19 protein-coding genes are annotated in these 22,176 nt (G+C 62.8%); 9 read left to right on the top strand and 10 right to left on the bottom strand.

Features of this window, described 5'->3' with window-relative positions; all coding sequences use genetic code 11:
• The 3 genes from rimM to ffh form a co-directional block, all read right to left on the bottom strand.
• Positions 1 to 537 carry a ribosome maturation factor RimM gene (gene rimM / locus J3A98_RS02750; protein ID WP_084850792.1) on the bottom strand — a complete coding sequence of 179 codons (537 nt, stop codon included), beginning with the start codon at positions 535 to 537 and terminating at the stop codon, positions 1 to 3.
• Positions 538 to 542: 5 nt separating this feature from the next.
• Positions 543 to 794, bottom strand: coding sequence for a 30S ribosomal protein S16 (gene rpsP / locus J3A98_RS02745; RefSeq protein WP_003252142.1), 252 nt, complete (start codon positions 792 to 794; stop codon positions 543 to 545).
• A gap of 259 nt (positions 795 to 1,053) precedes the next feature.
• The gene (gene ffh, locus J3A98_RS02740) at positions 1,054 to 2,430 is read right to left on the bottom strand and encodes a signal recognition particle protein (protein ID WP_176682704.1); all 1,377 of its coding nucleotides are present in this window, start codon (positions 2,428 to 2,430) and stop codon (positions 1,054 to 1,056) included.
• 311 nt (positions 2,431 to 2,741) lie between these two features.
• Here ffh and J3A98_RS02735 point away from each other — a divergent pair, with 311 nt between their 5' ends.
• The 3 genes from J3A98_RS02735 (at position 2,742) to J3A98_RS02725 (ending at position 6,332) form a co-directional block, all read left to right on the top strand.
• Positions 2,742 to 3,551 carry an inner membrane protein YpjD gene (locus J3A98_RS02735; RefSeq protein WP_209963834.1) on the top strand — a complete coding sequence of 270 codons (810 nt, stop codon included), beginning with the start codon at positions 2,742 to 2,744 and terminating at the stop codon, positions 3,549 to 3,551.
• A gap of 9 nt (positions 3,552 to 3,560) precedes the next feature.
• Complete coding sequence (locus tag J3A98_RS02730; RefSeq protein ID WP_209963829.1) at positions 3,561 to 4,766, top strand: transporter associated domain-containing protein; 1,206 nt, start codon at positions 3,561 to 3,563, stop codon at positions 4,764 to 4,766.
• 267 nt (positions 4,767 to 5,033) lie between these two features.
• Positions 5,034 to 6,332, top strand: a complete 1,299-nt coding sequence (locus J3A98_RS02725; RefSeq protein ID WP_021785713.1) for an MFS transporter — start codon at positions 5,034 to 5,036, stop codon at positions 6,330 to 6,332.
• Positions 6,333 to 6,369: 37 nt separating this feature from the next.
• On the opposite strand, the gene purT is transcribed toward J3A98_RS02725, so the two are convergent.
• From purT to J3A98_RS02700, 5 genes are all read right to left on the bottom strand, one after another.
• The gene (gene purT, locus J3A98_RS02720; protein ID WP_176682701.1) at positions 6,370 to 7,551 is read right to left on the bottom strand and encodes a formate-dependent phosphoribosylglycinamide formyltransferase; all 1,182 of its coding nucleotides are present in this window, start codon (positions 7,549 to 7,551) and stop codon (positions 6,370 to 6,372) included.
• A 76-nt stretch (positions 7,552 to 7,627) separates the two neighbouring features.
• Positions 7,628 to 8,095: a VUT family protein gene (locus J3A98_RS02715; protein ID WP_209963825.1), complete on the bottom strand. Its 468-nt coding sequence runs from the start codon at positions 8,093 to 8,095 to the stop codon at positions 7,628 to 7,630.
• Between the two features lie 195 nt (positions 8,096 to 8,290).
• Positions 8,291 to 8,494, bottom strand: a complete 204-nt coding sequence (locus tag J3A98_RS02710) for a DUF1289 domain-containing protein (RefSeq protein ID WP_209963821.1) — start codon at positions 8,492 to 8,494, stop codon at positions 8,291 to 8,293.
• Positions 8,484 to 9,008 (bottom strand): gamma carbonic anhydrase family protein, encoded by a 525-nt coding sequence (locus J3A98_RS02705; RefSeq protein WP_103443794.1) that lies wholly within the window; start codon positions 9,006 to 9,008, stop codon positions 8,484 to 8,486. Before J3A98_RS02705 ends, J3A98_RS02710 begins: the two co-directional genes overlap by 11 nt.
• A 44-nt stretch (positions 9,009 to 9,052) precedes the next feature.
• Positions 9,053 to 9,652, bottom strand: coding sequence for a CoA pyrophosphatase (locus J3A98_RS02700; RefSeq protein ID WP_176682699.1), 600 nt, complete (start codon positions 9,650 to 9,652; stop codon positions 9,053 to 9,055).
• Between the two features lie 123 nt (positions 9,653 to 9,775).
• On the opposite strand from J3A98_RS02700, the gene J3A98_RS02695 reads away from it, so the two are divergent.
• The 4 genes from J3A98_RS02695 (at position 9,776) to J3A98_RS02680 (ending at position 17,301) form a co-directional block, all read left to right on the top strand.
• On the top strand, positions 9,776 to 10,327 hold the full coding sequence (locus tag J3A98_RS02695) for an NUDIX hydrolase (RefSeq protein WP_021785719.1): 552 nt from the start codon (positions 9,776 to 9,778) through the stop codon (positions 10,325 to 10,327).
• A 22-nt stretch (positions 10,328 to 10,349) separates the two neighbouring features.
• Positions 10,350 to 10,904, top strand: a complete 555-nt coding sequence (locus J3A98_RS02690; RefSeq protein WP_176682698.1) for a L,D-transpeptidase family protein — start codon at positions 10,350 to 10,352, stop codon at positions 10,902 to 10,904.
• 160 nt (positions 10,905 to 11,064) lie between these two features.
• Positions 11,065 to 12,747: a ShlB/FhaC/HecB family hemolysin secretion/activation protein gene (locus tag J3A98_RS02685; RefSeq protein WP_209963818.1), complete on the top strand. Its 1,683-nt coding sequence runs from the start codon at positions 11,065 to 11,067 to the stop codon at positions 12,745 to 12,747.
• A 27-nt stretch (positions 12,748 to 12,774) separates the two neighbouring features.
• Positions 12,775 to 17,301: a hemagglutinin repeat-containing protein gene (locus J3A98_RS02680; protein WP_209963815.1), complete on the top strand. Its 4,527-nt coding sequence runs from the start codon at positions 12,775 to 12,777 to the stop codon at positions 17,299 to 17,301.
• 160 nt (positions 17,302 to 17,461) lie between these two features.
• On the opposite strand, the gene J3A98_RS02675 is transcribed toward J3A98_RS02680, so the two are convergent.
• On the bottom strand, positions 17,462 to 18,097 hold the full coding sequence (locus J3A98_RS02675; protein WP_209963811.1) for a Pr6Pr family membrane protein: 636 nt from the start codon (positions 18,095 to 18,097) through the stop codon (positions 17,462 to 17,464).
• Position 18,098: 1 nt separating this feature from the next.
• Positions 18,099 to 18,320 carry a VF530 family protein gene (locus J3A98_RS02670; RefSeq protein ID WP_021785724.1) on the bottom strand — a complete coding sequence of 74 codons (222 nt, stop codon included), beginning with the start codon at positions 18,318 to 18,320 and terminating at the stop codon, positions 18,099 to 18,101.
• Positions 18,321 to 18,483: 163 nt separating this feature from the next.
• On the opposite strand from J3A98_RS02670, the gene J3A98_RS02665 reads away from it, so the two are divergent.
• Both J3A98_RS02665 and J3A98_RS02660 read left to right on the top strand, forming a co-directional pair.
• The gene (locus tag J3A98_RS02665; protein ID WP_209963806.1) at positions 18,484 to 20,526 is read left to right on the top strand and encodes a TonB-dependent receptor; all 2,043 of its coding nucleotides are present in this window, start codon (positions 18,484 to 18,486) and stop codon (positions 20,524 to 20,526) included.
• Positions 20,527 to 20,821: 295 nt separating this feature from the next.
• Positions 20,822 to 22,156: a carbohydrate porin gene (locus J3A98_RS02660; protein WP_209963804.1), complete on the top strand. Its 1,335-nt coding sequence runs from the start codon at positions 20,822 to 20,824 to the stop codon at positions 22,154 to 22,156.
• Positions 22,157 to 22,176: the final 20 nt, after the last annotated feature.

The following is a 22,176-nucleotide window of genomic DNA, read 5'->3' as shown; positions in this document are numbered from 1 at the left end:
TTAGAAGTCCGCGTCCCATTCGACCCGCATCACGCCTGCTTCCAGGTCGATTGCCAGCACACATTGCTCTGTATAGGGCAACAGACGCTCGCGATCATCCAGGCTGCCTGCGCAGGGCTTGACCACCATTACATCGTTCGCACCGGTCTCCAACAGGTGATCGACCTTGCCGAACAGTTGTTCGTCCTGGTTGATGACCTTCAGACCCACCAACTGGTACCAGTAGTACTCATCGGCAGCCAGGTTGGGCAAAAGGCTCCGCGGGATGCAGATTTCGTAACCGCTCAGAAGACGGGCTTCATCGCGATCCTCGAGACCTTTCAGTTTCACGACCAGGCCCTTTTGGGAGCCACGACCGCTGACCAGTTCGACCTGCTTTACCTTGCCTTCGTGCCGAAGCGTCCAGCGCGGATAATCCAACAGGTTTTCAATCGGATCGGTAAAGGAATACACCTTCACCTCGCCGCGAACGCCGTGAACCGAAAAAATCTTGCCAACGACGATGAGGTCGTCAGCCTTTTCTGGCGTCGCGTTCATACTATTCAGGCAGCGGCCTTGGCAGCTTCCTTCAGCAGCTGAGCAACACGCTCAGACGGCTGTGCACCCTGGCTCAGCCAGTAGGTGACGCGCTCTTGGTTGACCGACAGCTTGACTTCGGCGCCAGCAGCGATCGGGTTGAAGAAACCTACGCGCTCAACGAAACGGCCGTCACGGGCGTTACGCGAGTTGGTCACGGTCAGGTGGTAGAATGGGCGCTTTTTCGAGCCGCCACGGGCCAGACGAATGGTTACCATGTGAACATCGTTCCTATAGTCGGTGCTGCAGTTGATACAGCAGCTGGTACTGCAAATCTGAATGCCAAATAGGCACACGGGTGCCCAAAAGGCCGCATATTCTCGGGGAATACACGGACATTTGCAAATGACTTTTTCGGCAAGACCTCGCCCTGCCGTCCAGATTTGCCGGTTGCGCCGCGAAATTCGCGGCCGTTGCCCCGCTACAGCGGGGATTCTGGGCGCTTGCCAGACAAAAGGCAGGCACCCGGATCAGGGGTTACAGCTTTGGCATGCCGCCACCTGGCAGCATCCCACCGAGGCCGCGCATCATCTTGGCCATGCCGCCTTTGGCAGAAAACTTCTTCATCATCTTCTGCATCTGCTTGTGCTGCTTGATCAGCCGCCCGATGTCCTGCACCTGGGTACCGGAACCCAATGCAATACGGCGCTTGCGCGAACCGCTGATCAGGTCAGGGTCACGGCGCTCGGCCGGGGTCATGGAGTTGATGATCGCTTCCATCTGCTTGAACTGCTTTTCGGCCGCGCCTTGGGCGTTGCCCATTTGTGAGAGGTTGACCCCACCGATGCTCGGCAGCTTGTCCATCAGGCCGCCGAGGCCGCCCATGTTCTTCATTTGCTGCAACTGATCGCGGAAGTCTTCGAGGTCGAAGCCCTTGCCCTTCTTCAGCTTCTTGGCCAGCTTGTCGGCCTTGGCCTTGTCGATGGTCTGCTCGGCCTGCTCGATCAGGCTGAGCACGTCGCCCATGCCGAGGATGCGCGAAGCGACGCGGTCGGGGTGGAACGGCTCGAGTGCCTCGGTCTTCTCACCCATACCGATGAACTTGATCGGCTTGCCGGTGATTGCACGGACCGACAGCGCGGCACCGCCACGGGCGTCACCGTCGACCTTGGTCAGCACCACACCGGTCAGCGGCAGCGCCTCGCCAAACGCCTTGGCGGTGTTGGCGGCGTCCTGGCCGGTCATGGCGTCGACCACGAACAGCGTCTCGACCGGTTTGACGGCCGCGTGCAGCGCCTTGATCTCGTCCATCATGTCGGCGTCGATGTGCAGACGGCCGGCGGTGTCGACGATGACCACGTCGATGAACTTCAGCTTGGCTTCACGGATGGCAGCTTCGGCGATGGCCACCGGTTTCTGGCTGATATCGGACGGGAAGAAGGTGACGCCAATATCGTTGGCCAGTGTTTCCAACTGCTTGATCGCCGCAGGGCGATAGACGTCGGCAGATACCACCATCACACTCTTTTTCTTGCGCTCTTTAAGGAAGCGCGCAAGCTTGCCGGCGGTGGTGGTCTTACCGGCGCCCTGCAGGCCCGCCATCAGTACGACAGCAGGCGGGGCGGCGTTCAGTGCGAGGTCTTCGTTGGCCGCGCCCATCAGGCTTTCCAGCTCGGCCTGGACGATCTTCACGAAGGCCTGGCCCGGGGTCAGGCTGCGCGACACCTCGGTACCGACCGCACGATCCTTGACGCTGTTGACGAAATCCTTGACTACCGGCAGGGCGACGTCGGCCTCGAGCAGGGCCATGCGCACTTCGCGCAGCGTGTCCTTGATGTTGTCTTCGGTCAGCTTGGCCTTGCCGGTGACATGGCGCAGCGTCTGTGACAGGCGGTCGGTCAGGTTTTCGAACATGGTGATCCTTTCAGGCCCAGTAAAGCCGAGGTTTGTCAGGTGCCAGGGGGGAACTACCCACCCGCCGGGCACAGCAAGGCGGCGATTATAGCGAAGTGCAGCGGCGACGCACACCTTGGTAGATATTCGGTGGCTGTGCTGGCCTCTTCGCGGGTGCGCCCGCTCCCACAGGATCCTCACTGCTTGCAGGCCTGCGCCACACCTGCGGAAGCGGGCGTGCCCGCGAATGCCCTGACACAAGCCTTCAGTCTTCCTTGATCAGCGGAATCTATGCCAAACTCCGTCTCTTTAAGGCTCGCCAACCAGGACTTATGGTCTCCTCTCCCAGCCTCATCCCCAACCTGATCGCTGCCGGCCTATATATAGCGGCGGCCATCTACCAGGGCTCATACCTGTCCCAGGGCCGCAAGGCCGACAAGCGCCTGCTTGGCCTGCTGGGTGTCATCGCGGTCCTGGCCCAGGCCGGTGCACTGTTCTTCCAGCTGATCACCCCGCTGGGCCTGAGCCTGGACTTCTTCAGCGCCGCCAGCCTGATCGCCGTGGCCGTCATCTCCCTGACCCTGCTGGCCTGCCTGCGCATACCCGTGGAAAACCTGTTGGTGCTACTGTTCCCGCTGGGTGCGGTGACCGCGCTGCTGGCCCAGTTCGCACCACCCGGTACGGTACCGCTGATCAACGAAGAACCGGGCATCCTTGCGCATATCCTGCTGTCGATCCTGGCCTACGGGCTGTTCACCATCGCGGTGTTCCAGTCGCTACTGCTGCTGCTGCAGGACCACCAGTTGAAGAACAAGCACCCGTCCGGGCTGATCCGCAACTTCCCGCCGCTGCAAACCATGGAAAGCCTGCTGTTCGGCTTCCTCTGGGCCGGCTGGTGTCTGCTGTCGCTGTCGCTGATCTCCGGCTGGCTGTTCCTCGACAACCTGTTCGCCCAGCACCTGGTGCACAAGACCTTGCTGGCCTGTGTCGCCTGGGTGGTGTTCAGCGTGCTGCTGTGGGGCCGCACCCGCCTGGGCTGGCGGGGCCACATGGCCATCCGCTGGACGCTGGCCGGTTTCTGCCTGCTGATGCTGGCCTATTTTGGCAGCAAGCTGGTTCGCGAATTCATCTTGCATATCTGACGGCCGCCCATGAACACCCTGCCGTACGCACCGCTATTCGGCACTCTGGCACTGGCCCTTTTGTGGTCAGCGCTGTTCACCGCTGTGGATGCTGCCCGCCTGCAGCTCAATGGCGCACTGCGCGCCGGCGAAGACAACCAGCCCGTGCTGCCAGCCCAGGCCTTGGTGCTGTGCGCCAGCCTGGGCAAGCTGCTGGTACTGGGGCTGGCCTGCCTGGTCGGCCAGCGCCAGAGTGGCGAGCATGGCTTCTGGCTGGCAGGCATGGCCGCCACCCTCGCCTTGCTGGTGTTTGCCGAATACCTGCCGCGACGCCTGGCCCGGCGTAACCCGCAGGCGTTCGTGAGCCTTGGGGCCAGCCTGCTGAAAGTACCCCTCGCCCTGCTGCAGCCACTGGCCTGCCTGCTGGACGGCGCCGCCAAGCTGATTCTGCGCCCGTTCCGTGCACAGCCCACAGCGGTGGCCCTGCACGCGCAGGATGCCGACGACTTCGATGAGGATGAACAGCACGAAGCGCCTCGCCATGGCATGCTCGACGGCCTGCAGTCGCTGGACAAAATCACCGTCAACGACATCCTGGTGCCGCGCAACGAAGTGGATGGTATCAACCTCGACGAGCCGATCGAACGCATCATCGAGCAACTGATCGTCAGCCGCCACACCCGCCTGCCGGTCTACCATAACGACATCAACCAGGTCGAAGCGATTCTCAACACCAAGCTGATCAGCCACCTGCTGCCCAAGGCCGGGCTGACCCTCGAAGCGCTGCACGGCGCCTGCTACGAACCCTATTTCGTACCGGAAAGCACGCCCCTGCAAATGCAGTTGTTGAACTTCCACAAGCAACAACGCCGCTTGGGCGTGGTAGTGGACGAGTACGGCGAAGTACTGGGTATCGTCACCCTGGAAGACATTCTCGAAGAGATCGTCGGCGAGTTCGAGGACGAGCAAAGCCTGGATAACCCGCATGTCCACCCGCAGCCCGATGGCACCTTCGTCATCGATGGCACCGCTTCGTTACGCGAAATCAACCGCACCCTGGGCTGGCACCTACCCTGCGACGGCGGGCCGAAAACCCTCAACGGGCTGGTGACCGAAGCGCTGGAAAGCATCCCGGAAAGCGCTGTTTGCCTGAAGATAGGCCGCTATCGCCTGGAAATCCTTGAAACAGAGGACAATTGTGCCAGCAAGGTACTGGTGTGGACCGTGACCCGATAGCTATACTCGGGTCACGCTTACCCAGCCCCGCCGTCACGCCTGCTACCCGCACCCGGCGCTCCACGGCCAGTCCGCTCCACTGATACGCCCTGCGGTCCTGCGTCAATACCCCGAACAGTACCCGCCCCGCCCCTACCCCCCTTGGGCCATCGTCAGTCGGGCGCACACAACGAAACGCTCCGGCGTCCGCGTAACCGTGCCTTTTACATGGCAAGCCATCGCGGGCCAAGCCCATGGAGCCGGACCAGACTGTCAGGGACTTACTCAATGACAAGCAGTACTTACGCCCAAGCGCCTGCCGCGCCAGTCAACTCGCCTGCGCGGGTAGCCACTGCCAGCTTCATCGGCACCGCCATCGAGTTCTATGATTTCTATGTCTACGCCACCGCCGCAGCCCTGGTGATCGGCCCGGTGTTCTTCCCGTCCGGGTCGGGCACCGCGCAAATGCTGGCCGCCTTCCTCACCTTCGGTATCGCCTTCCTCGCCCGCCCACTGGGCTCGGCATTGTTCGGCCATTTTGGCGACCGCATCGGCCGCAAGTCGACGCTGGTTGCCTCGCTGCTGCTGATGGGCGTATCCACCACCGCCATCGGCGTGCTGCCGGGCTATGACAGCATTGGCGTGTGGGCGCCGATCATTCTCTGCCTGCTGCGCTTTGGCCAAGGCCTGGGCCTGGGCGGCGAATGGGGTGGAGCGGCCCTGCTGGCCACCGAAAACGCTCCGGAAGGCAAGCGTGCCTGGTTCGGCATGTTCCCACAGTTGGGCCCTTCAATCGGTTTCCTGGCTGCCAACGGCCTGTTCCTGACTCTGGCCCTGGTGCTCAGCGACGAGCAGTTCCGCGAGTGGGGCTGGCGCATTCCGTTCCTGCTCAGCGCCGCACTGGTACTGGTTGGTCTGTATGTGCGCCTGAAGCTCGAAGAGAGCCCGGTGTTTGCCAAGGCCGTTGCCCGCCACGAGCGGGTGAAAATGCCGGTGGTCGACCTGTTCTCCAAATACTGGCTGCCAACCCTGCTGGGCGCTGCGGCCATGGTGGTGTGCTATGCACTGTTCTACATTTCCACGGTGTTCTCGTTGAGCTACGGCGTGACCACACTGGGCTACAGCCGCGAAACGTTCCTTGGCCTGCTGTGCTTCGCGGTGGTGTTCATGGCCCTGGCCACACCATTGTCGGCCTGGCTCAGTGACCGTTACGGGCGCAAGCCGGTACTGATCGTCGGCGGCCTGCTGGCGATAGCGTCGGGCTTTACCATGGAGCCACTGCTGACTTCGGGATCGACCACGGGTGTGGCGCTGTTCCTGGCCATCGAGCTGTTCCTGATGGGCGTGACCTTTGCGCCGATGGGGGCACTGCTGCCAGAGCTGTTCCCGACTCACGTGCGGTATACCGGTGCCTCGGCGGCGTATAACCTGGGCGGTATCGTCGGCGCCTCGGCGGCTCCGTTCTTTGCCCAGAAGCTGGTGAGCATGGGCGGGTTGAGCTGGGTGGGGGGCTATGTGTCGGTAGCGGCGGTGATCAGCCTGATTGCCGTGCTGTGCCTGAAAGAGACGCGCAATACTGCGCTGTAAGCGACTGGGGCCGCTTTGCGGCCCCAGCACTCTCGGATCAGAACTCGACCTTGACCGCCTGCGAAGCACGGGTCGCCTTGGCCCGCGCCAGTTCAACCGACTCGTCACGCGCCAGGCACACACCCATGCGGCGGGTACCGTTGATTTCCGGCTTGCCGAACAGGCGAATGGCGGTATCCGGCTCGCTCAGCGCTGCGCCCAGGTTGGCGAAGCTGGTCTGTTGGGACTGGCCTTCGGGCAAGATCACTGCCGAGGCCGACGGGCCGAACTGACGCACCACCGGAATCGGCAGGCCGAGAATGGCGCGGGCATGCAGGGCAAATTGCGACAGGTCCTGGGAAATCAGGGTGACCAGACCGGTGTCATGCGGGCGCGGCGACACTTCACTGAACCACACCTGGTCGCCCTTCACGAACAGTTCTACACCAAACAGGCCGCGACCGCCGAGGGCATCGGTGACCGCCTTGGCCACGCGCTGCGATTCGGCCAACGCCTTCGGGCTCATGGCCTGTGGCTGCCAGGACTCCTGGTAATCGCCCTTCTCCTGACGGTGGCCGACGGGCTCGAGGAAGGTGGTGCCGCCCACGTGGCGCACGGTCAGCAGGGTGATTTCATATTCGAAGTCGATGAAACCCTCGACGATCACCCGGCCCTTGCCAGCGCGACCGCCTTCCTGGGCATAGTCCCACGACGTCTGCAGGTCAGCATCGCTGCGCAGCAGGCTCTGGCCCTTGCCCGACGAGCTCATCACCGGTTTGACCACGCACGGGTAACCCAGGTCGGCTACGGCCTTGGCGTAGTCTTCATAGGTGTCGGCGAAGTGGTACGGCGAGGTTGGCAGGTCCAGCTCTTCGGCAGCCAGGCGGCGGATGCCTTCGCGGTTCATGGTCAACTGGGTGGCGCGGGCGGTCGGCACCACGGTGAAACCTTCGTTTTCCAGCTCGACCAGGGTGGCGGTGGCGATGGCTTCGATTTCCGGAACGATGTAATGCGGCTTCTCGGCTTCGATCACCGCGCGCAGGGCAACGCCATCGAGCATATTGATCACATGGCTGCGGTGCGCCACCTGCATTGCCGGAGCATTGGCGTACCGGTCGACGGCGATTACTTCGACGCCCAGGCGCTGCAGTTCGATTACCACTTCCTTGCCCAGCTCGCCACAGCCGCAGAGCAGTACACGGGTCGCTGTGGGCGACAATGGGGTTCCGATACGGGTCATTTCAGGTCCTCGAAGGCAACCGGGGCCGCGCCAGGCTAGACGCCACCCGCTGAAAAAGGACCGCTATTCTACACCATCAACCGGCGACGGCGGCCCGCCGAGCGCGAAATGCCATGGCCAGCCACACCGCGGTTACACCGGCGAACTTCGAGGCCATCGCGGTGCCGATCACTGCCGGGGTCAACGCGCCGATCATGCCGAAGAAAATGAAGGTATCCACCGGGATGCTCAGCGCCGAACTGAGCCACAGGCGGTCGCGCAGCGGCCGACGGGTGATGCTGAACACCAGCCAGTCGATCAGCTCGGAGATGAAGAACGCTGTGGCGCTGGCCAGGGCGATGGCCGGTTCCGAGGTGACATAGGACAGCACCAGTGCCACCAGCATGGCGAACAGGGCGCCATGACCAAAACGGGTCTGCACCATGTCGCGCAGGACGAACACCAGGCCGCCCCAGGCGGACCAGATGATGTCCAGGTGCGGGGCACTGGAGAAGGCGTAGTTGATCAGCACTACGCTGCTGATGTAGGCAATCAGATAGAACATGGCGGGCTGTCTGTGGGCAAGCCGCACAGATTACCGCTGGGCCGTTCGCGGGTAAACCCGCTCCCACAGATGTTGTGAGGCCCCAAAGGCTGACGCTGTACCTGTGGGAGCGGGCATGCCCGCGAAGCTGCCACTGCGGTGCATGGCACCGGCTTCGCCGGTGTTCGCCAGCACGCCCGCCCCCACAGGTTCGCGTCAGGCCTGCAAGATGAGGCCGGCTTCTACTGCCCGTTCATGGCAACGCTTGAGCACCGCCCGGCGCTCAGCATTGTCCATCCGCCCCCAGCGGCCAATCTCCGCCACGGTACGCTGGCAGCCGGTGCAGATATCCTGCTCGTCCAGCGCACAAATGCTCACACACGGCGAAGCCACCGGCCGCTCGACCACTTCACTCATCATCAACCACCAGATCCCGCGCATAGCGCTGGGCATTGTGCACGTAATGTGCGGCACTGGCTTCAAGCATGCGCTTCTGCTGCTCGGTCAGTTCGCGTACCACCTTGCCCGGCGAGCCCATCACCAGCGAACCATCCGGGATTTCCTTGCCCTCGGCAATCAGTGCGTTGGCGCCGATGATGCAGTGTTTGCCGATGCGCGCACCATTGAGGATCACTGCGTTGATACCGACCAGGCTGAAGTCGCCCACCGTGCAGCCATGCAACATGGCGTTGTGGCCAACGGTCACGCCCTTGCCCAACGTCAGTGGCGAGCCCATGTCAGTGTGCATCACCGTGCCATCCTGCACGTTGCTGCCTTCGCCGATATCGATCAGCTCGTTATCCCCGCGCAACACCGCGCCAAACCACACACTGGCATTGGCTTGCAGGCGCACGCTGCCAATGAGCGTGGCGTTGGGTGCGGTCCAACTGGTGGGGTGGCTCTCGACCCGCAGGTCACCCAGGCGATATTTCATGCTTGTTCCTCAGGCTGCGACGCAGACGGCGGGTCAGGCCCCGCTCAATTTTTGATGTAACGCTCCGGCGGCTGATGCAGGCTGATACCGGCATCGAACAGCAGGTTGACCAACTCGACGATCATGATCGCCGACAACCCCCAGATCTTGTATTCGCCATAGCGATAGCTTGGCACGAACCAGCTACGGCCCTGGTAATCGATACGGTGGGTATGGTCACGCGGGTCCTGGCGGAAGAACTCCAGCGGCACGGTGAACACTGCCGCAATCTCGGCATCATTGGCGCGATATTCGACGAAGTCGGGAATAAGCCCGACGAATGGCGTCACTTTCAGGCCATGTAGCGAGATCAGTGGACTGAGCGGGCCAATCACCTCCACCAGGCCAGGGGGCAGGCCTATTTCTTCTTCAGCCTCGCGCAGGGCAGTAAACACCAGGTCCGGGTCTTCCGGGTCCCGACGGCCACCGGGAAAGGCCACTTCACCACCGTGGGTAGACAGACCCTTGGCGCGCAGGGTCAAAACCAGTTCGGGCGCTTCGCTGCGGGTAATGGGCAAGAGGACCGCCGCTTCAGGGAACCGTCTGTCGGTTTCCAATGACGCGGGTTGGTGGTTGCTCATTCGGCGAAGTAGCTCGTCCAGCATTGCGCACGCTCGTATCCAGGTCCTGTGTTGCATGATGCACCAAAGCCGCGAAGCACCCAAGCCCCAGCGCTTGCGGCGGCACGGTGGCCGCGCCAAGATAGCCTTGAACATAAGGAACCACACATGAAATTCTGCAGCGCGTGCGGCCAACCGGTCACTCAGCAGATCCCCGAGGGCGACAGCCGCCTGCGGTACGTCTGCGGCTCTTGCCAGACCATCCACTACCAGAACCCCAACATCGTGGCCGGTGTGCTGCCGACCTGGGGTAGCCAGGTGTTGCTGTGCCGCCGCGCCATCGAACCGCGCCGGGGCTTCTGGACCCTGCCCGCCGGTTTCATGGAAAACGGCGAAACCCTCGACCAGGCCGCGCGTCGCGAAACCGTCGAGGAAGCCTGCGCCCGGGTCGGGCCGACATCCCTGTACCAGCTGTTCGATCTACCGCACATCAGCCAGGTGCATGTGTTCTTTCGCGCCGAGTTGGCGGACCTGGACTTTGCCGTCGGTGTGGAAAGCCTGGAGGTACGCCTGTTCGAAGAACATGAGATACCGTGGGACGAGCTGGCTTTCCGCACCGTCACCCGCACACTAGAATGCTACTATCGCGACCGCATCGGCCAGCACTACCCCATAGGCCATGAATACCTGCCGCCGATGAACGTGTCGCCACACACCTAAAAGCCTTCAGGGATACTGTTCCATGCGCTGGTTGCTTGCCTTCTTCTGCCTTTGCGTTACCTCGGTGTCCCAGGCGGCCTTCACCGAAACCATCATCCGCAAGCCCGTGCCGGCAGCGCAATCCCCATCGCCTTCGCAGCAAGCCATGCAACCGTTGATCGACAAGGTGCTGGTGATCAAGTCCGAGCGCCGGCTGCAGCTGATCAGCCGTGGCGAGCCGCTGAAAACCTACCGCATCTCGCTGGGCAAGCAGCCCAAGGGTGCCAAGGAACGCGAAGGCGACAAGAAAACCCCAGAGGGCTTGTACTGGCTGGACTGGCGCAAGCAGAGCGACCGCTTCAACCTGGCCATGCACATCAACTATCCGAACATCAGCGATGCCGCCCGCGCGACCCGGGCAGGGGTGAATGCCGGCAGCATGATCATGATTCACGGCACGCCGATCAACGATGAATACCCGGAATGGTACTTCCATACCCTGGACTGGACGGATGGTTGCATCGCCATGCGCAACCGCGACATGCAGGAAGTGTGGGATCTGGTACGGGATGGAACGCTGATCGAGATCCGGCCTTGATATAGAGCCTTCCGGTAAAGGTTGTAGGAACCTTCCCACCGTTTTGCGAGAACCTGCCTTACAGGTGCTTAGGCAGGGTACTGCATCCAGGCGAGTGACTTAATTTTTAGCATCCACGCAGACGAGTACGAAAACCGTACGTCATTTGCGGGGTGCTTCAATGCCGTGTCTGATCCACCGCATCGCCCATTGGCTGTCGGCCAGTTGCCTTTCAGGCCTGCTGTCCATTCCCCAGGTGCTGGCCGACGACCCTGCCAGCCAGCAACTGCGCGATCAGCAGCAGGGGCTGCGGCAGCTGGAGCAACAGCAGCGGCTGGAACGCTGGCAGCGTATCCCCGTCCCGGCTGAACCGACCAACACCACTTCCCGCCACCCCCACGACGATCACTGCTGGGCAGTCGATGGCGTGCGCGTGGCTGGCATGCACCGGCTTTCGAGCTCGGCACTGGCGCCGACGCTCCGTGCTTTCACACCTGCCTGCATGGGCATCGCCGACATCAACCGGCTGCTCAAAGCCATCACCCAACGCTATGTTCAAGCCGGCTACCCAACCAGCCGACCCTACCTGCGGCAGCCCCCAGAAGAGGGCATGCCGCTGGACATCGTCATTGTCGAAGGTTTTGTCGAAACCATCGAACTGGCAGGCCCCGACTTGCCGTTGTCCCTCTCCAGCGCCTTCCCTGGCCTGCTCGGGCAGCCACTGTACCTGCCCGACCTTGAGCAAGGCCTGGACCAGCTCAACCGCCTACGCGCCTATGAGCTGGGCGCCACCCTGCTGCCCGGCGAACTGCAGGGCGGCACCCGCGTGGTCGTGCAGCCAGGCAAGGTTGGTTCACGCTGGCACCTGGACAGCCGCTTCGACAACCGGGGCAGCGAGCTGACCGGCCGCCACCGCCTCAACCTCGGTATTGGCCTGGACAGCCCGCTTGGCCTCAATGATGAGCTGCGCCTGTCGTTGACCAGCACGGTGCTCGATACGCCCGGCCAAAGCCAAGGCATGTCGCTGTACTACAGCATCCCCTATGGCGCCTGGACCTTTGCCCTCAGCGCCAGCCAGCTACGTTATCAAGCCCCCCTCCCCTACAGCGACAAGGCTGTCGACGGCAGCAGCAGCTATCAGGGCCTGAGTATCGAGCGGGTGTTGTGGCGCAACCAGCAAGGCCTGCTCAGCGCCAGCGTCCGGCTGGACCGCAAACAACTGGTCAACCGCAGCGCTGGCGCGGTTATCGTCCAGCAGAGCCCGACGCTGACCACGGTAGAGGCCGGCATCAACCTGCTGTGGCTCGAAAGTGGCTTGTGGAACGGCTACTTCGGCGTTGCCCAAGGCATTGACGCATTGGGTGCCGACCGTTCGCCGTTGGGTGTTCAACGCCTGCGCCCGGACTTTCGCAAATACCGCGCCAACCTGCTGCACCTGCGTCAGGGCCCGGCACCCTACCCCTGGCGCTGGCAGAGCGAGTTGGCCCTGCAGTACAGCCGCGACCTGTTGCCTGCCGTCGAACAACTGCTGGTCAGCGACGATTCGGCTGTCCGCGGCTTTCGTCTGCACACTTACTCCGGTGCCAGCAGCGCCGTCTGGCGCAATACGTTCAGCCAAGCGCTGCCGCTGACCTGGGCCCACCCCTTCGAGATACGCCCCTACATCGGCCTGGACCAGGGCTGGGTTCGCACCGCCGAAGGCAAACCGTCACAGCGCCTGGCCGGGGCCGCCGCAGGGTTGGAGCTGACCCTGCCCGGCAGCCGCCTGCGCCTGGACTACCAACGCGCCCTGTACACCAGCGACCTGCCCCGCCCGCGGCTGGAGCCCGGCTTCTGGGTACTGGACTGGACACTGAGCATCTGATTCACCCACAACAAAGAGAACGAGAAAATGCAAACACTCTCGCAGTTACCGCCTGTTCGCCCGGATACCTTGCGCTGGGCAATCTTCTTCGCGGTGTTCGGGCCCAGCGCCGCACTGGCTCAGACCGGGCTGGAAGCAGCCAGCGGCCCCGGGGGTACCCCGGTCATCCACAACGGCCACGGGGTACCGGTCATCGACATTGTGCCGCCCAACGCCAGGGGGCTGTCACATAACCAGTTCATCGACTACAACGTTGGCACCCCAGGCCTGGTGCTGAACAACGCCACCGCAGCCGGGCAATCGCAACTGGCCGGTGCCCTGGCGGCCAACCCGCAGTTTCAGGGCCAGGCCGCCTCGACCATTCTTAACGAAGTGGTCAGCCGCAACGCCTCGCTGATCGAGGGGCCACAGGAAATCTTCGGGCGCCCGGCCGACTACATCCTGGCCAACCCCAATGGCATCACCCTCAACGGCGGCAGTTTCATCAACACCACCCGCGCGGGCTTCGTGGTGGGCACCCCGCAATTCGAGGAGCAGCAGCTCAGGTACCTCGATACGCTCACTGCCAGTGGGACCCTGCAGGTACTTGAGCATGGCCAGAGCAATGCCGGTGGCGCACTCGAACTGATCGCACCGCGCGTGGACAGCAAAGGCCTGCTCATGGCCAGCGAAACGCTCGACATCACCGTCGGTCGCAACCGTATCGACAGCCGCAGCGGCGAGGTGGTCGAACACCTGCCCAGCCCCTCTTCGAGCATTGACGCCAGCCTGTTCGGCGCCATGCGCGCCGGGCGTATCCGTGTGGTAAGTACTGCCGAAGGCGCGGGTGTGCGTGTGGGGGCCTCGCAGATTCTGGGCACCGAGGGGGTCGACATCAGCTCGGCCGGGGGCCTGCATGTCAGCGGCACTGGCGACCGCCCGACCGAGCTGCGCAGCGAGCGTGGCCTACTGAAACTCACCGCTGCCGATGACCTGATGCTTGAAACGGTTGACGGCCAGGCCCAGCGAATCGAAGCAAGGGCCGGCAAGAAGCTCACACTGGATGCCAAGACAATCGAGCACATCAAGCACGACAGTGATAGCTGGAACAAGAAGTTCTGGTTCGTCACCCGCGAAACCTACAACAGCAAAACCACCACCACCCACCAACAGCAACAGGGCAGTCAATTGCTGGGCACTGACAGCGTGCTGCTGCAGTCCGGCGACGACATGCGCATGACCGCAGCGAAGCTGGACGCCGGTAACGAGCTGACGGTCGACAGCGGTGCCGGCCTGGACATCATCGCCGGCATCGACAGCAAGCGCATCGAACAGCAGGTGCGTCATCGCAAGGACTTATGGCGCGGTGACAGCGATAGCAACCAGCTCAAGGAAACCGCAAAGGGCAGTACCCTGAGCGCCGGGCACATGTCGATAAAGGCAAGCGACAACCTCAACGTGCAGGGCAGCAGCCTGCACAGCCGCGGCGATCTGGCTATCCAGGCAAAACAGGCAGACATCGGCACCACCACCCTGCAGGAACACGGCACCCAACGCGACTACCGAGGCGACCTGGTGTCCGGCACATTCTTTGGTGACCGCAAAGGTAACGACACCGAGGGCCAGGTCGTCGCGGGCAGCACGGTAACCAGCGATGGCGAGCTCACCGTGAGAGCCGACCAGGTTGCCATCAAAGGCAGCACCGTGTTCGGCAAACAGGACGCGGTGCTCTACAGCGATAACGGTTCGCTGGCCATCGAGGCAGACCATGGCAGCACGACCTCCACCCAGCGCACCAGCGACAGTAAGCTGTTCGGCCTGATCGGCAGCACGCACGAAAGCACGGACCGCAAACAGCAGGTACTGGTCAGCGACGTCAGCTCGACCAGCAACCTGCGCCTGGCCAGCGCCGAAGAGATGCGCATCCAGGGCGCCAAGGTCGAAGCTGGCAAGCACCTGCAAGTCGAGGCCAAAGGCGAGCTGCTGATTGGCAGTGCGCAATCGGTCGATGAACGCGAAACCCGCGACCAACAACGGGGTTTCACGGCCAGCGCCAGACAGACCCAGGAAGCCGAGGATGGCAAGCCCGAGTCCCGCCAGTATGCGGCTGGCGTGGCCTATGAGGTCGTTACCACCACCGGCAAGCAGCGCGCGACCACCCAGGTTGCCAGTGAGCTCAAAGGCGCCTCGGTGGGCATGAGCAGCGGCGCGCACCTGCAGGTCAACGGCAGCAAGGTCCAGGCCACTGCCGGCGACCTCGATGTGCAGGCACGGGAAGTGACACTGGGGGCGACCCGCAACGACCGTGACACAGCCACCAGCACCACCGAAAGTGGTGGCGGGCTGACGGTAACCGGTGGCATCGACCGTCTGGGCAGTTTGTTCGAAGGCCATCACAACCGCGAGGTGCAAGCCGAACGCGAAAGCAAGGTGCAGCGCAGCGAGTTGCAGGCCAGCGGCGATCTGAAATTGCGCAGTGATTCACTGCTCACCGAGGCCGCGCACGTCGAGGCCGGCAACACCCTGCAGGTGACCGCCGAACGCATCGACAACCGTGCGGTGCAGGATACCCATGAACATGAACAAACCCGTGACGACTGGTCGGGTAGCCTGGGCGCCAGTATCGAATACCGCGACCTGACCCGCCCTATCGAGCGCCTGGTGCTGGGTGAGGAAGCCCCGCGCTTCCAGCAAGCCTCACCCGAAGACGCCATGGCGCCGCCCAGCGTGGGTGCCGACATGACGGTTGAACACCTCAAGCGCCTGGAAAACCAGCGCCGTGGCATTGCTCAGGTCAGCGAGTTGTCCGCAGCCAAGGTCGAGGTCAAGGCTGAGACACTGGCCGACCAGGGCACAGCCTGGCGGGCCAATGCCGGCTCGCTGAAGATCGAGGCGCAACAGCACCAGGTGAGCGCCGCCGAAAATACCCAGGAAACCACCGTTCAACGCCTGGCCTATGGTGGCGACGCGCGCCTGGACACCAGCACCGGCGAGGACTTGAATGTACGCGCCGCCGGCAAAGGAGGGTCGCTGGATAAAAAGGATATTGCCAGCAGCGCTGTGCCCGGCAGCCTTTACGGGCAACAGGGTATCCAGGTACAGCTGGGCAGCGATGGCCGCTACGAAGGGGCCCACATCGATGGCGGTGAAGGCAGCGTGGTCATGCACAGTGCCGGGTCGCTGGCCTTACCCCAGGCGACCGACCAGGCCGAACAGCAGTCACGCCAGCTCGATGGCAATGCCTGGGCCAAAGTCGGCAACCGCCCGGGCAGCACCGGTGTCGATGGCCGGGGTTATCTGGACCATGGCCAGAAGCTGAGCACGCAGGGCAAGGCACAAGTGGCACAAATCGACGCCAAGGGCGAGGTAAAGCTGACCAGCACAGGCGACCTGTTGCTCGAAGGCACGCGCATTGGTAGCCGCGAGGCCAAGGCCGGCGACATACAGGTGCAAAGTGGCGGCCAGTTGCAGGTCAAGGCGGCCAGCAATACCCAGCAAGCCGCAGGCAGCAACCTGGGTGGCGGCATGGAGCTGGCGGCCAAGGCTGGCCAGACCAAGGGGGGAGCCATCGGCGGCCACTTCAGCCACGGCAAGCAAGACGAACAAGCACGGCAGGCGGTCGATGCCCAGTTTGCCAGCAACGGCACACTGACCCTGAGCAGCAGCGCCCGCGAGGACATCGCCCTGCACCTGCAAGGTCTGCAGGCCTCGGCCGAACAGATAACCCTCGACGCCTCGAATGGCGGCATGCTGGTTGAAGCCTCTTCCAGCCAGGAGCGACGCGACAACCTCGACATCTCGGCCGGCGCCGGTTTCAACATGGCCAAGGGCGCGTTGGACACCCGCGGTCTGCATGGCCGGCTCAAGGTTGAGCTCGACAAGCGCGACAACCTCACCTGGAATACCAGTGACCTGCGCGCCGAGCGCATCGACCTGCAAAGCCGTGGCGATACCCGCATCGAGAGTGCCACCCTGGATGCAGGGCATATTGGCGGCACAATCGACGGTGACCTGCGCATCGCCAGCCTCAAGGACAGCGTCGACACCCTGAGCGTGAAGGGCGATGTCAGGCTGAGCCAGGAGAAAAACCCGCAGGGCTATGTCAACGCGGCCAAATCGGTGGCTGGCCCGCTGGGAGGCAAGGTCGAGAAAACGGCCGGTTCGGCCCTGAGCAAGGCAGACCCAGGGTTCTCGCCAACCGTCAGCCTCGACGTGTCGCATGCACAGCGCGACAATGTGGCGCGTCAGACCACGCTTAAAAGCAGCGACGGCATCGACCTGCAGGTCGGTGGCAGCGCCCATCTGGTGGGGGCACGCTTGCAGTCGGCCAAGGGTGACGTGAGGCTCGACGCCAACTCGGTCACCCAGGAAACGCTAAGCGGTAATGACTATCGCCGAGACCTGTCGCTGGATGCGTCCAACTCACCGGTGGATCTGGGCACGGCAATCGCCGAGATAGCCAAAAGCAAAATGGCGGCGGATGGCGAAAATGCGCTGGACCTGGGCGTGTTGAGGACCAGTGGGCATAGTCGCAGCGAGCAATGGGTTTCGAGCATGCAGGGCAAGAAGCACTAAGACGCCATCGCGGCCCAGGCCATTTGGGGATGTCAGAAATCTTGTGCCCTGCTGCTGACACCCCGGCCGCGTGTCTCCCGCTTCCACAGCGAATACCACAGCCCCTGGGCTTGTGATTTCTCTGCGGGAGCGGGCTTGCCCGCGAAGAGGCCGGCACAGGTCAAGCCAGTCTGTGCAGCCCCCGCCACCGATCCAGCCCAAGCAACACCAGCCCTATCCCCCAGAAACCCGCCAGCACCCCGAGCGCATTGAGCATCACCTGCCCATACCCCAGGCTCGCCACATCGATAAACGGGTAGGCATACACGCCAATCTCGCTCCCCCGCCACAGCGCATAACCAAAGTAGACCGCCGGGTACACCGCCCATACCAGCAAATGCCATAGCCGCAAACTGCCCTTGGGCACTTCGCACCACCAGTACAAGGCATACAGCACCGGCATCACGTCGTGCAGCAACTCGTCCGCCAGCCATTGCCAACCCTGTGGTTGCCACAAATGGCGCAGCAGCACGCTGTAGGCCAGCGCCACCAGCACGATACTGACGGCCACTGCAGAGCTTACCGAGGGCGACAGGAAAAAGCGTTTGCCACGACCTTCCCGACCGAACGCGGCATAGCTGAGCACCGTCGCCACCAGGGTATTGGTAAGCACGGTGAAGTAGCCGAACACATTGATCAGGCCGCCAATCAGGCTGGCCTGCTCTTGCCAACGCGCCAGCAGCACCAGGTTCACCTGCACGGCCAGGCCGAACCAGCCCAGCACAGCCATGCCGGTCAGCCAGGGGCGACGCGACATGTCAGGCCTGGCGCTGCAGCTTCACGTACAGCTGCTCGACCTTTTCCCGCGCCCACGGTGTTTTGCGCAGGAACGTCAGGCTCGACTTGATGGTCGGGTTGCTCTTGAAGCAGCGCACATCGATACGCTCGGCCAGGCCAGGCCATTGGTAATGCGCCACCAGCTCGGTGAGGATCTGTTCAAGGGTCTTGCCGTGCAGCGCGTTGTGTTGGGCCGTGCTCATGCTGTGCTCCGTAGGAAAGATGCGCACCTTACACGAGTGTAGTGGTGGGCGGGATCAGTCGAGTCGACAGAAAAATCGCTGGTCAGAGGCAAAACCTCTGTGATGGAATAGTTATGTTATGTTGTAACACTAAAGAGCATCTGCCAAGGAACGCCTCATCCCCATGCTGTACACACCGCTTCGCCTCTCCCCCCTTGCCGTCGCACTCTGGCTGGCTGCATCCCCCAGCCAGGCCGTAGAACTCGAACCACAGGTCATCACCGCCAACCCGTTGGGTAACCGCCAACTGGCCGTCCCCAGCACCGTGCTCGAAGACGAGAACCTGCTGCAACAGCAGCACGGCAGCCTGGGTGAAACCCTGAACAAGCAGCCCGGTGTCGCTTCTACCTGGTTTGGCCCTGGCGCCAGCCGCCCGGTGATCCGCGGCCTGGATGGCGACCGCATCCGCATCCTGCGCAATGGCGTCGGCGCCCTGGATGCCTCGTCACTGTCCTACGATCATGCCGTGCCGCTGGACCCGGTAACCGTCGAGCGCGTCGAAATCGTCCGTGGCCCGGCCGCCCTGCTTTACGGAGGCAACGCCATTGGCGGGGTGGTCAACACCTTCGACAACCGCATCCCGGACTCGCCGATCGAGGGCATTCACGGTGCCGGTGAACTGCGTTACGGCGGTGCCGACACCACCCGCAGCAGTGCCGGCAAGCTAGAGGCCGGTAACGGTGCCTTCGCCCTGCACCTGGACGCCAACAGTCGCCAGTTCAACGATCTGCGCATCCCTGGCTACGCCCGCAGCGCCAAGGTGCGCGATGCCGACGAGCCCGGCAGCAAACACCGCCTGGAAAACAGCGACGGTCGCCAGGACGGCGGCGCAATCGGTGGTGCCTACCACTGGGACCACGGTTACGCCGGCCTGTCGTACAGCGGCTACGACAGCAACTATGGCTCGGTGGCCGAGTCCGGCGTACGCCTGGACATGAAACAGGATCACTACGCCTTCGCCTCCGAACTGCGCGATCTGGACGGCCCATTCAGCTCGGTCAAGGTAGATGCCGGCTACACCGACTACGAGCACAAAGAAATCGAAGAAGGCGAGGTCCATACCACCTTCAAGAACAAAGGCTACGAAGCGCGTATCGAAGCCCGCCACCAACCGCTCGGACCAGTGGAAGGGGTCATTGGGGCCCAGGTCAGCCGTAACGAGTTTTCGGCCCTCGGCGAGGAAGCCTTCGTCCCGCATACCGATACCGACAGCGTGGCACTGTTCATGCTCGAGCAGTGGCAAGCCAACGAGCGCCTGAACCTGAGCCTGGGTGCGCGCCTGGAGCACACCCGCGTAGATCCTGACGCCAAAGGCAACGAGAACTTCGTCGACGCCGACAGCGCCAGCAGCTTCAACGCCTTCAGCCTGTCGTCGGGGGCTGTGTACCAGCTCGACCCCATCTGGTCGCTGGCCGCTAACTTCGGCTACACCGAGCGTGCCCCGACCTTTTACGAGCTGTACGCCAATGGCGCGCACGTAGCCACTGGCGCCTTTGAAGTCGGCGACGCCAGTTTGAACAAGGAAAAGGCCATTTCCGCCGACCTGGCGCTACGCTTCGACAATGGCACCCATAAAGGCAGTGTCGGGGTGTTCTACAACCACTTCCGCAACTACATCGGCCTGATTGGTACCGGCAACACCCGCGAGGGCGGGCATGACCATGACGAGGATGACCACGATCACGATCATGACCATGAAGGCTTCCCGGAATACCAGTACCAAGGCGTGCGGGCGCGCTTCTACGGCATCGAGGCCCAGGACCGCTGGCAGCTGGCCGAGAATCGTTACGGCAGCTTCGCGCTGGAGCTGTCCGGTGACTATACCCGGGCCAAGAACCTCGACAGTGGCGAGCCCCTGCCCCGTATCGCCCCGCTACGCCTGAACAGCGGCCTGGTCTGGGAGCTGGACCGCTGGCAGGCGCGAGTAGACGTGCAGCACGCTGCGTCGCAGCACCGCAAACCCGCCAACGAAACCAGCACCGATGGCTACACCACCTTGGGCGCGAGCGTTGGCTACCGCTTCGACATTGGTCAAAGCCAGTGGTTGGCGTTTGTGCGCGGCGAAAACCTGACCGACCAGACCGTGCGCTACGCCAGTTCGATCCTGCGCGATATCGCACCAGCGCCGGGGCGCAGTGTGGAAGTCGGGTTGCGTACCACCTTCTGAACCACAAGCGACGAAGATCGGTGTAGGAACGGGTTCACCCGCGAATACGATGGCAGGGCAACCGGCGCATTCGCGGGTGAACCCGCTCCTACACCTGCCTCGATTAATGACGACTGTTGCCCGTTCAGCAACAGTCATCTGCGACAATTTGTCTTTTTTTCTTATAGTTTCCCCTATATCCTCCCCGCCGCAAGCTGAAACGCTTCATCGAACAATCTTGTCGCCATATCCATTGAGGGGCCCGCCCTTCGATGCGCTTGCCGTTTTTTCAATAATCAAAAGATAGCGCTATCTCATGCTCCAACTGCCTAAAACCTGTTACATCGGCCTCGCCCTCAGTGCCTTGGCAACCCCCGCCAGCGCCAGCGAAATGTTCGCCAGCGACTCTCCGTGGATGCTCGGCGACTGGGGTGGAACCCGCAGCGAACTGCTGGAAAAAGGCTACGACTTCACCCTTGGCTATACCGGCGAGATGGGCAGCAACCTGCACGGCGGCTACGACCACGACCGCACCGCGCGCTACAGCGACCAGTTCACCTTTGGCAGCCACCTGGACCTGGACAAGATCCTCGGCTGGCACGACACCGAACTCCAGCTGACCATCACCGAGCGCCACGGCGACAACATCAGCAACGACCGCATCAACGACCCGCGTGTCGGCGGCTTCACCTCCGCCCAGGAAGTCTGGGGCCGAGGCGAAACCTGGCGGCTGACGCAGATGTGGATCAAGCAGAAGTACTTCGATGGTGCGCTGGATGTGAAATTCGGCCGCTTCGGTGAAGGCGAAGACTTCAACAGCTTCCCTTGCGACTTCCAGAACCTGGCCTTCTGCGGCTCGCAGGTGGGCAACTGGGTGGGTGGCATCTGGTACAACTGGCCAGTCAGCCAGTGGGCCCTGCGCGTGCGCTACAACCTTTCCCCTGAGCTGTACGCACAGGTCGGCGTCTTCGAGCAGAACCCTTCCAACCTCGAATCTGGCAATGGTTTCAAGCTCAGCGGCAGCGGCACCCAAGGTGCGGTAATGCCGTTCGAACTGGTATGGACCCCACGTATCCAAGGTTTGAAAGGGGAATATCGTGCCGGCTACTACTACAGTAATGCCAAGGCACAAGATGTTCTCAAGGACAGCAACGGTCAGCCGGCCGCCATCAGCGGCGCCGCCTACCGCAGCAGCTCGAGCAAGCACGGCTTGTGGATCGGCGCCCAGCAGCAGGTCACCTCGCTGGCGTCCGACCAGTCGCGCGGCTTGAGCGTGTTCGCCAACGCCACGGTGCATGACAAGAAGACCAATGCCATCGACAACTATGTGCAGGCAGGACTGGTATTCAAAGGGCCCTTCGATGCCCGCGCCAAGGACGACATCGGTTTCGCCCTGGCCCGCGTGCACGTCAACCCTGCCTATCGCAAGAACGCCCGCCTGGCCAACCAGGCCGCCGGCCTCTACGACTACGACAACCCGGGCTTCCTGCCAGTGCAGGACACCGAGTACAGCGCCGAGCTGTACTACGGCATCCATTTGGCCGACTGGCTCACGGTACGCCCCAACCTGCAATACATCCGCCACCCGGGCGGGGTGTCGCAGGTCGATGGCGCCCTGATCGGCGGCCTGAAGATCCAGAGCAGTTTCTAACCCCTTTTTTGACCTGACGG

The sequence above is a fragment of the Pseudomonas sp. BP6 genome (assembly GCF_017875935.1).
GTDB classification, from domain to species: Bacteria; Pseudomonadota; Gammaproteobacteria; order Pseudomonadales; family Pseudomonadaceae; genus Aquipseudomonas; species Aquipseudomonas putida_Y.
This window is presented reverse-complemented; position numbering and strand designations above follow the sequence as displayed.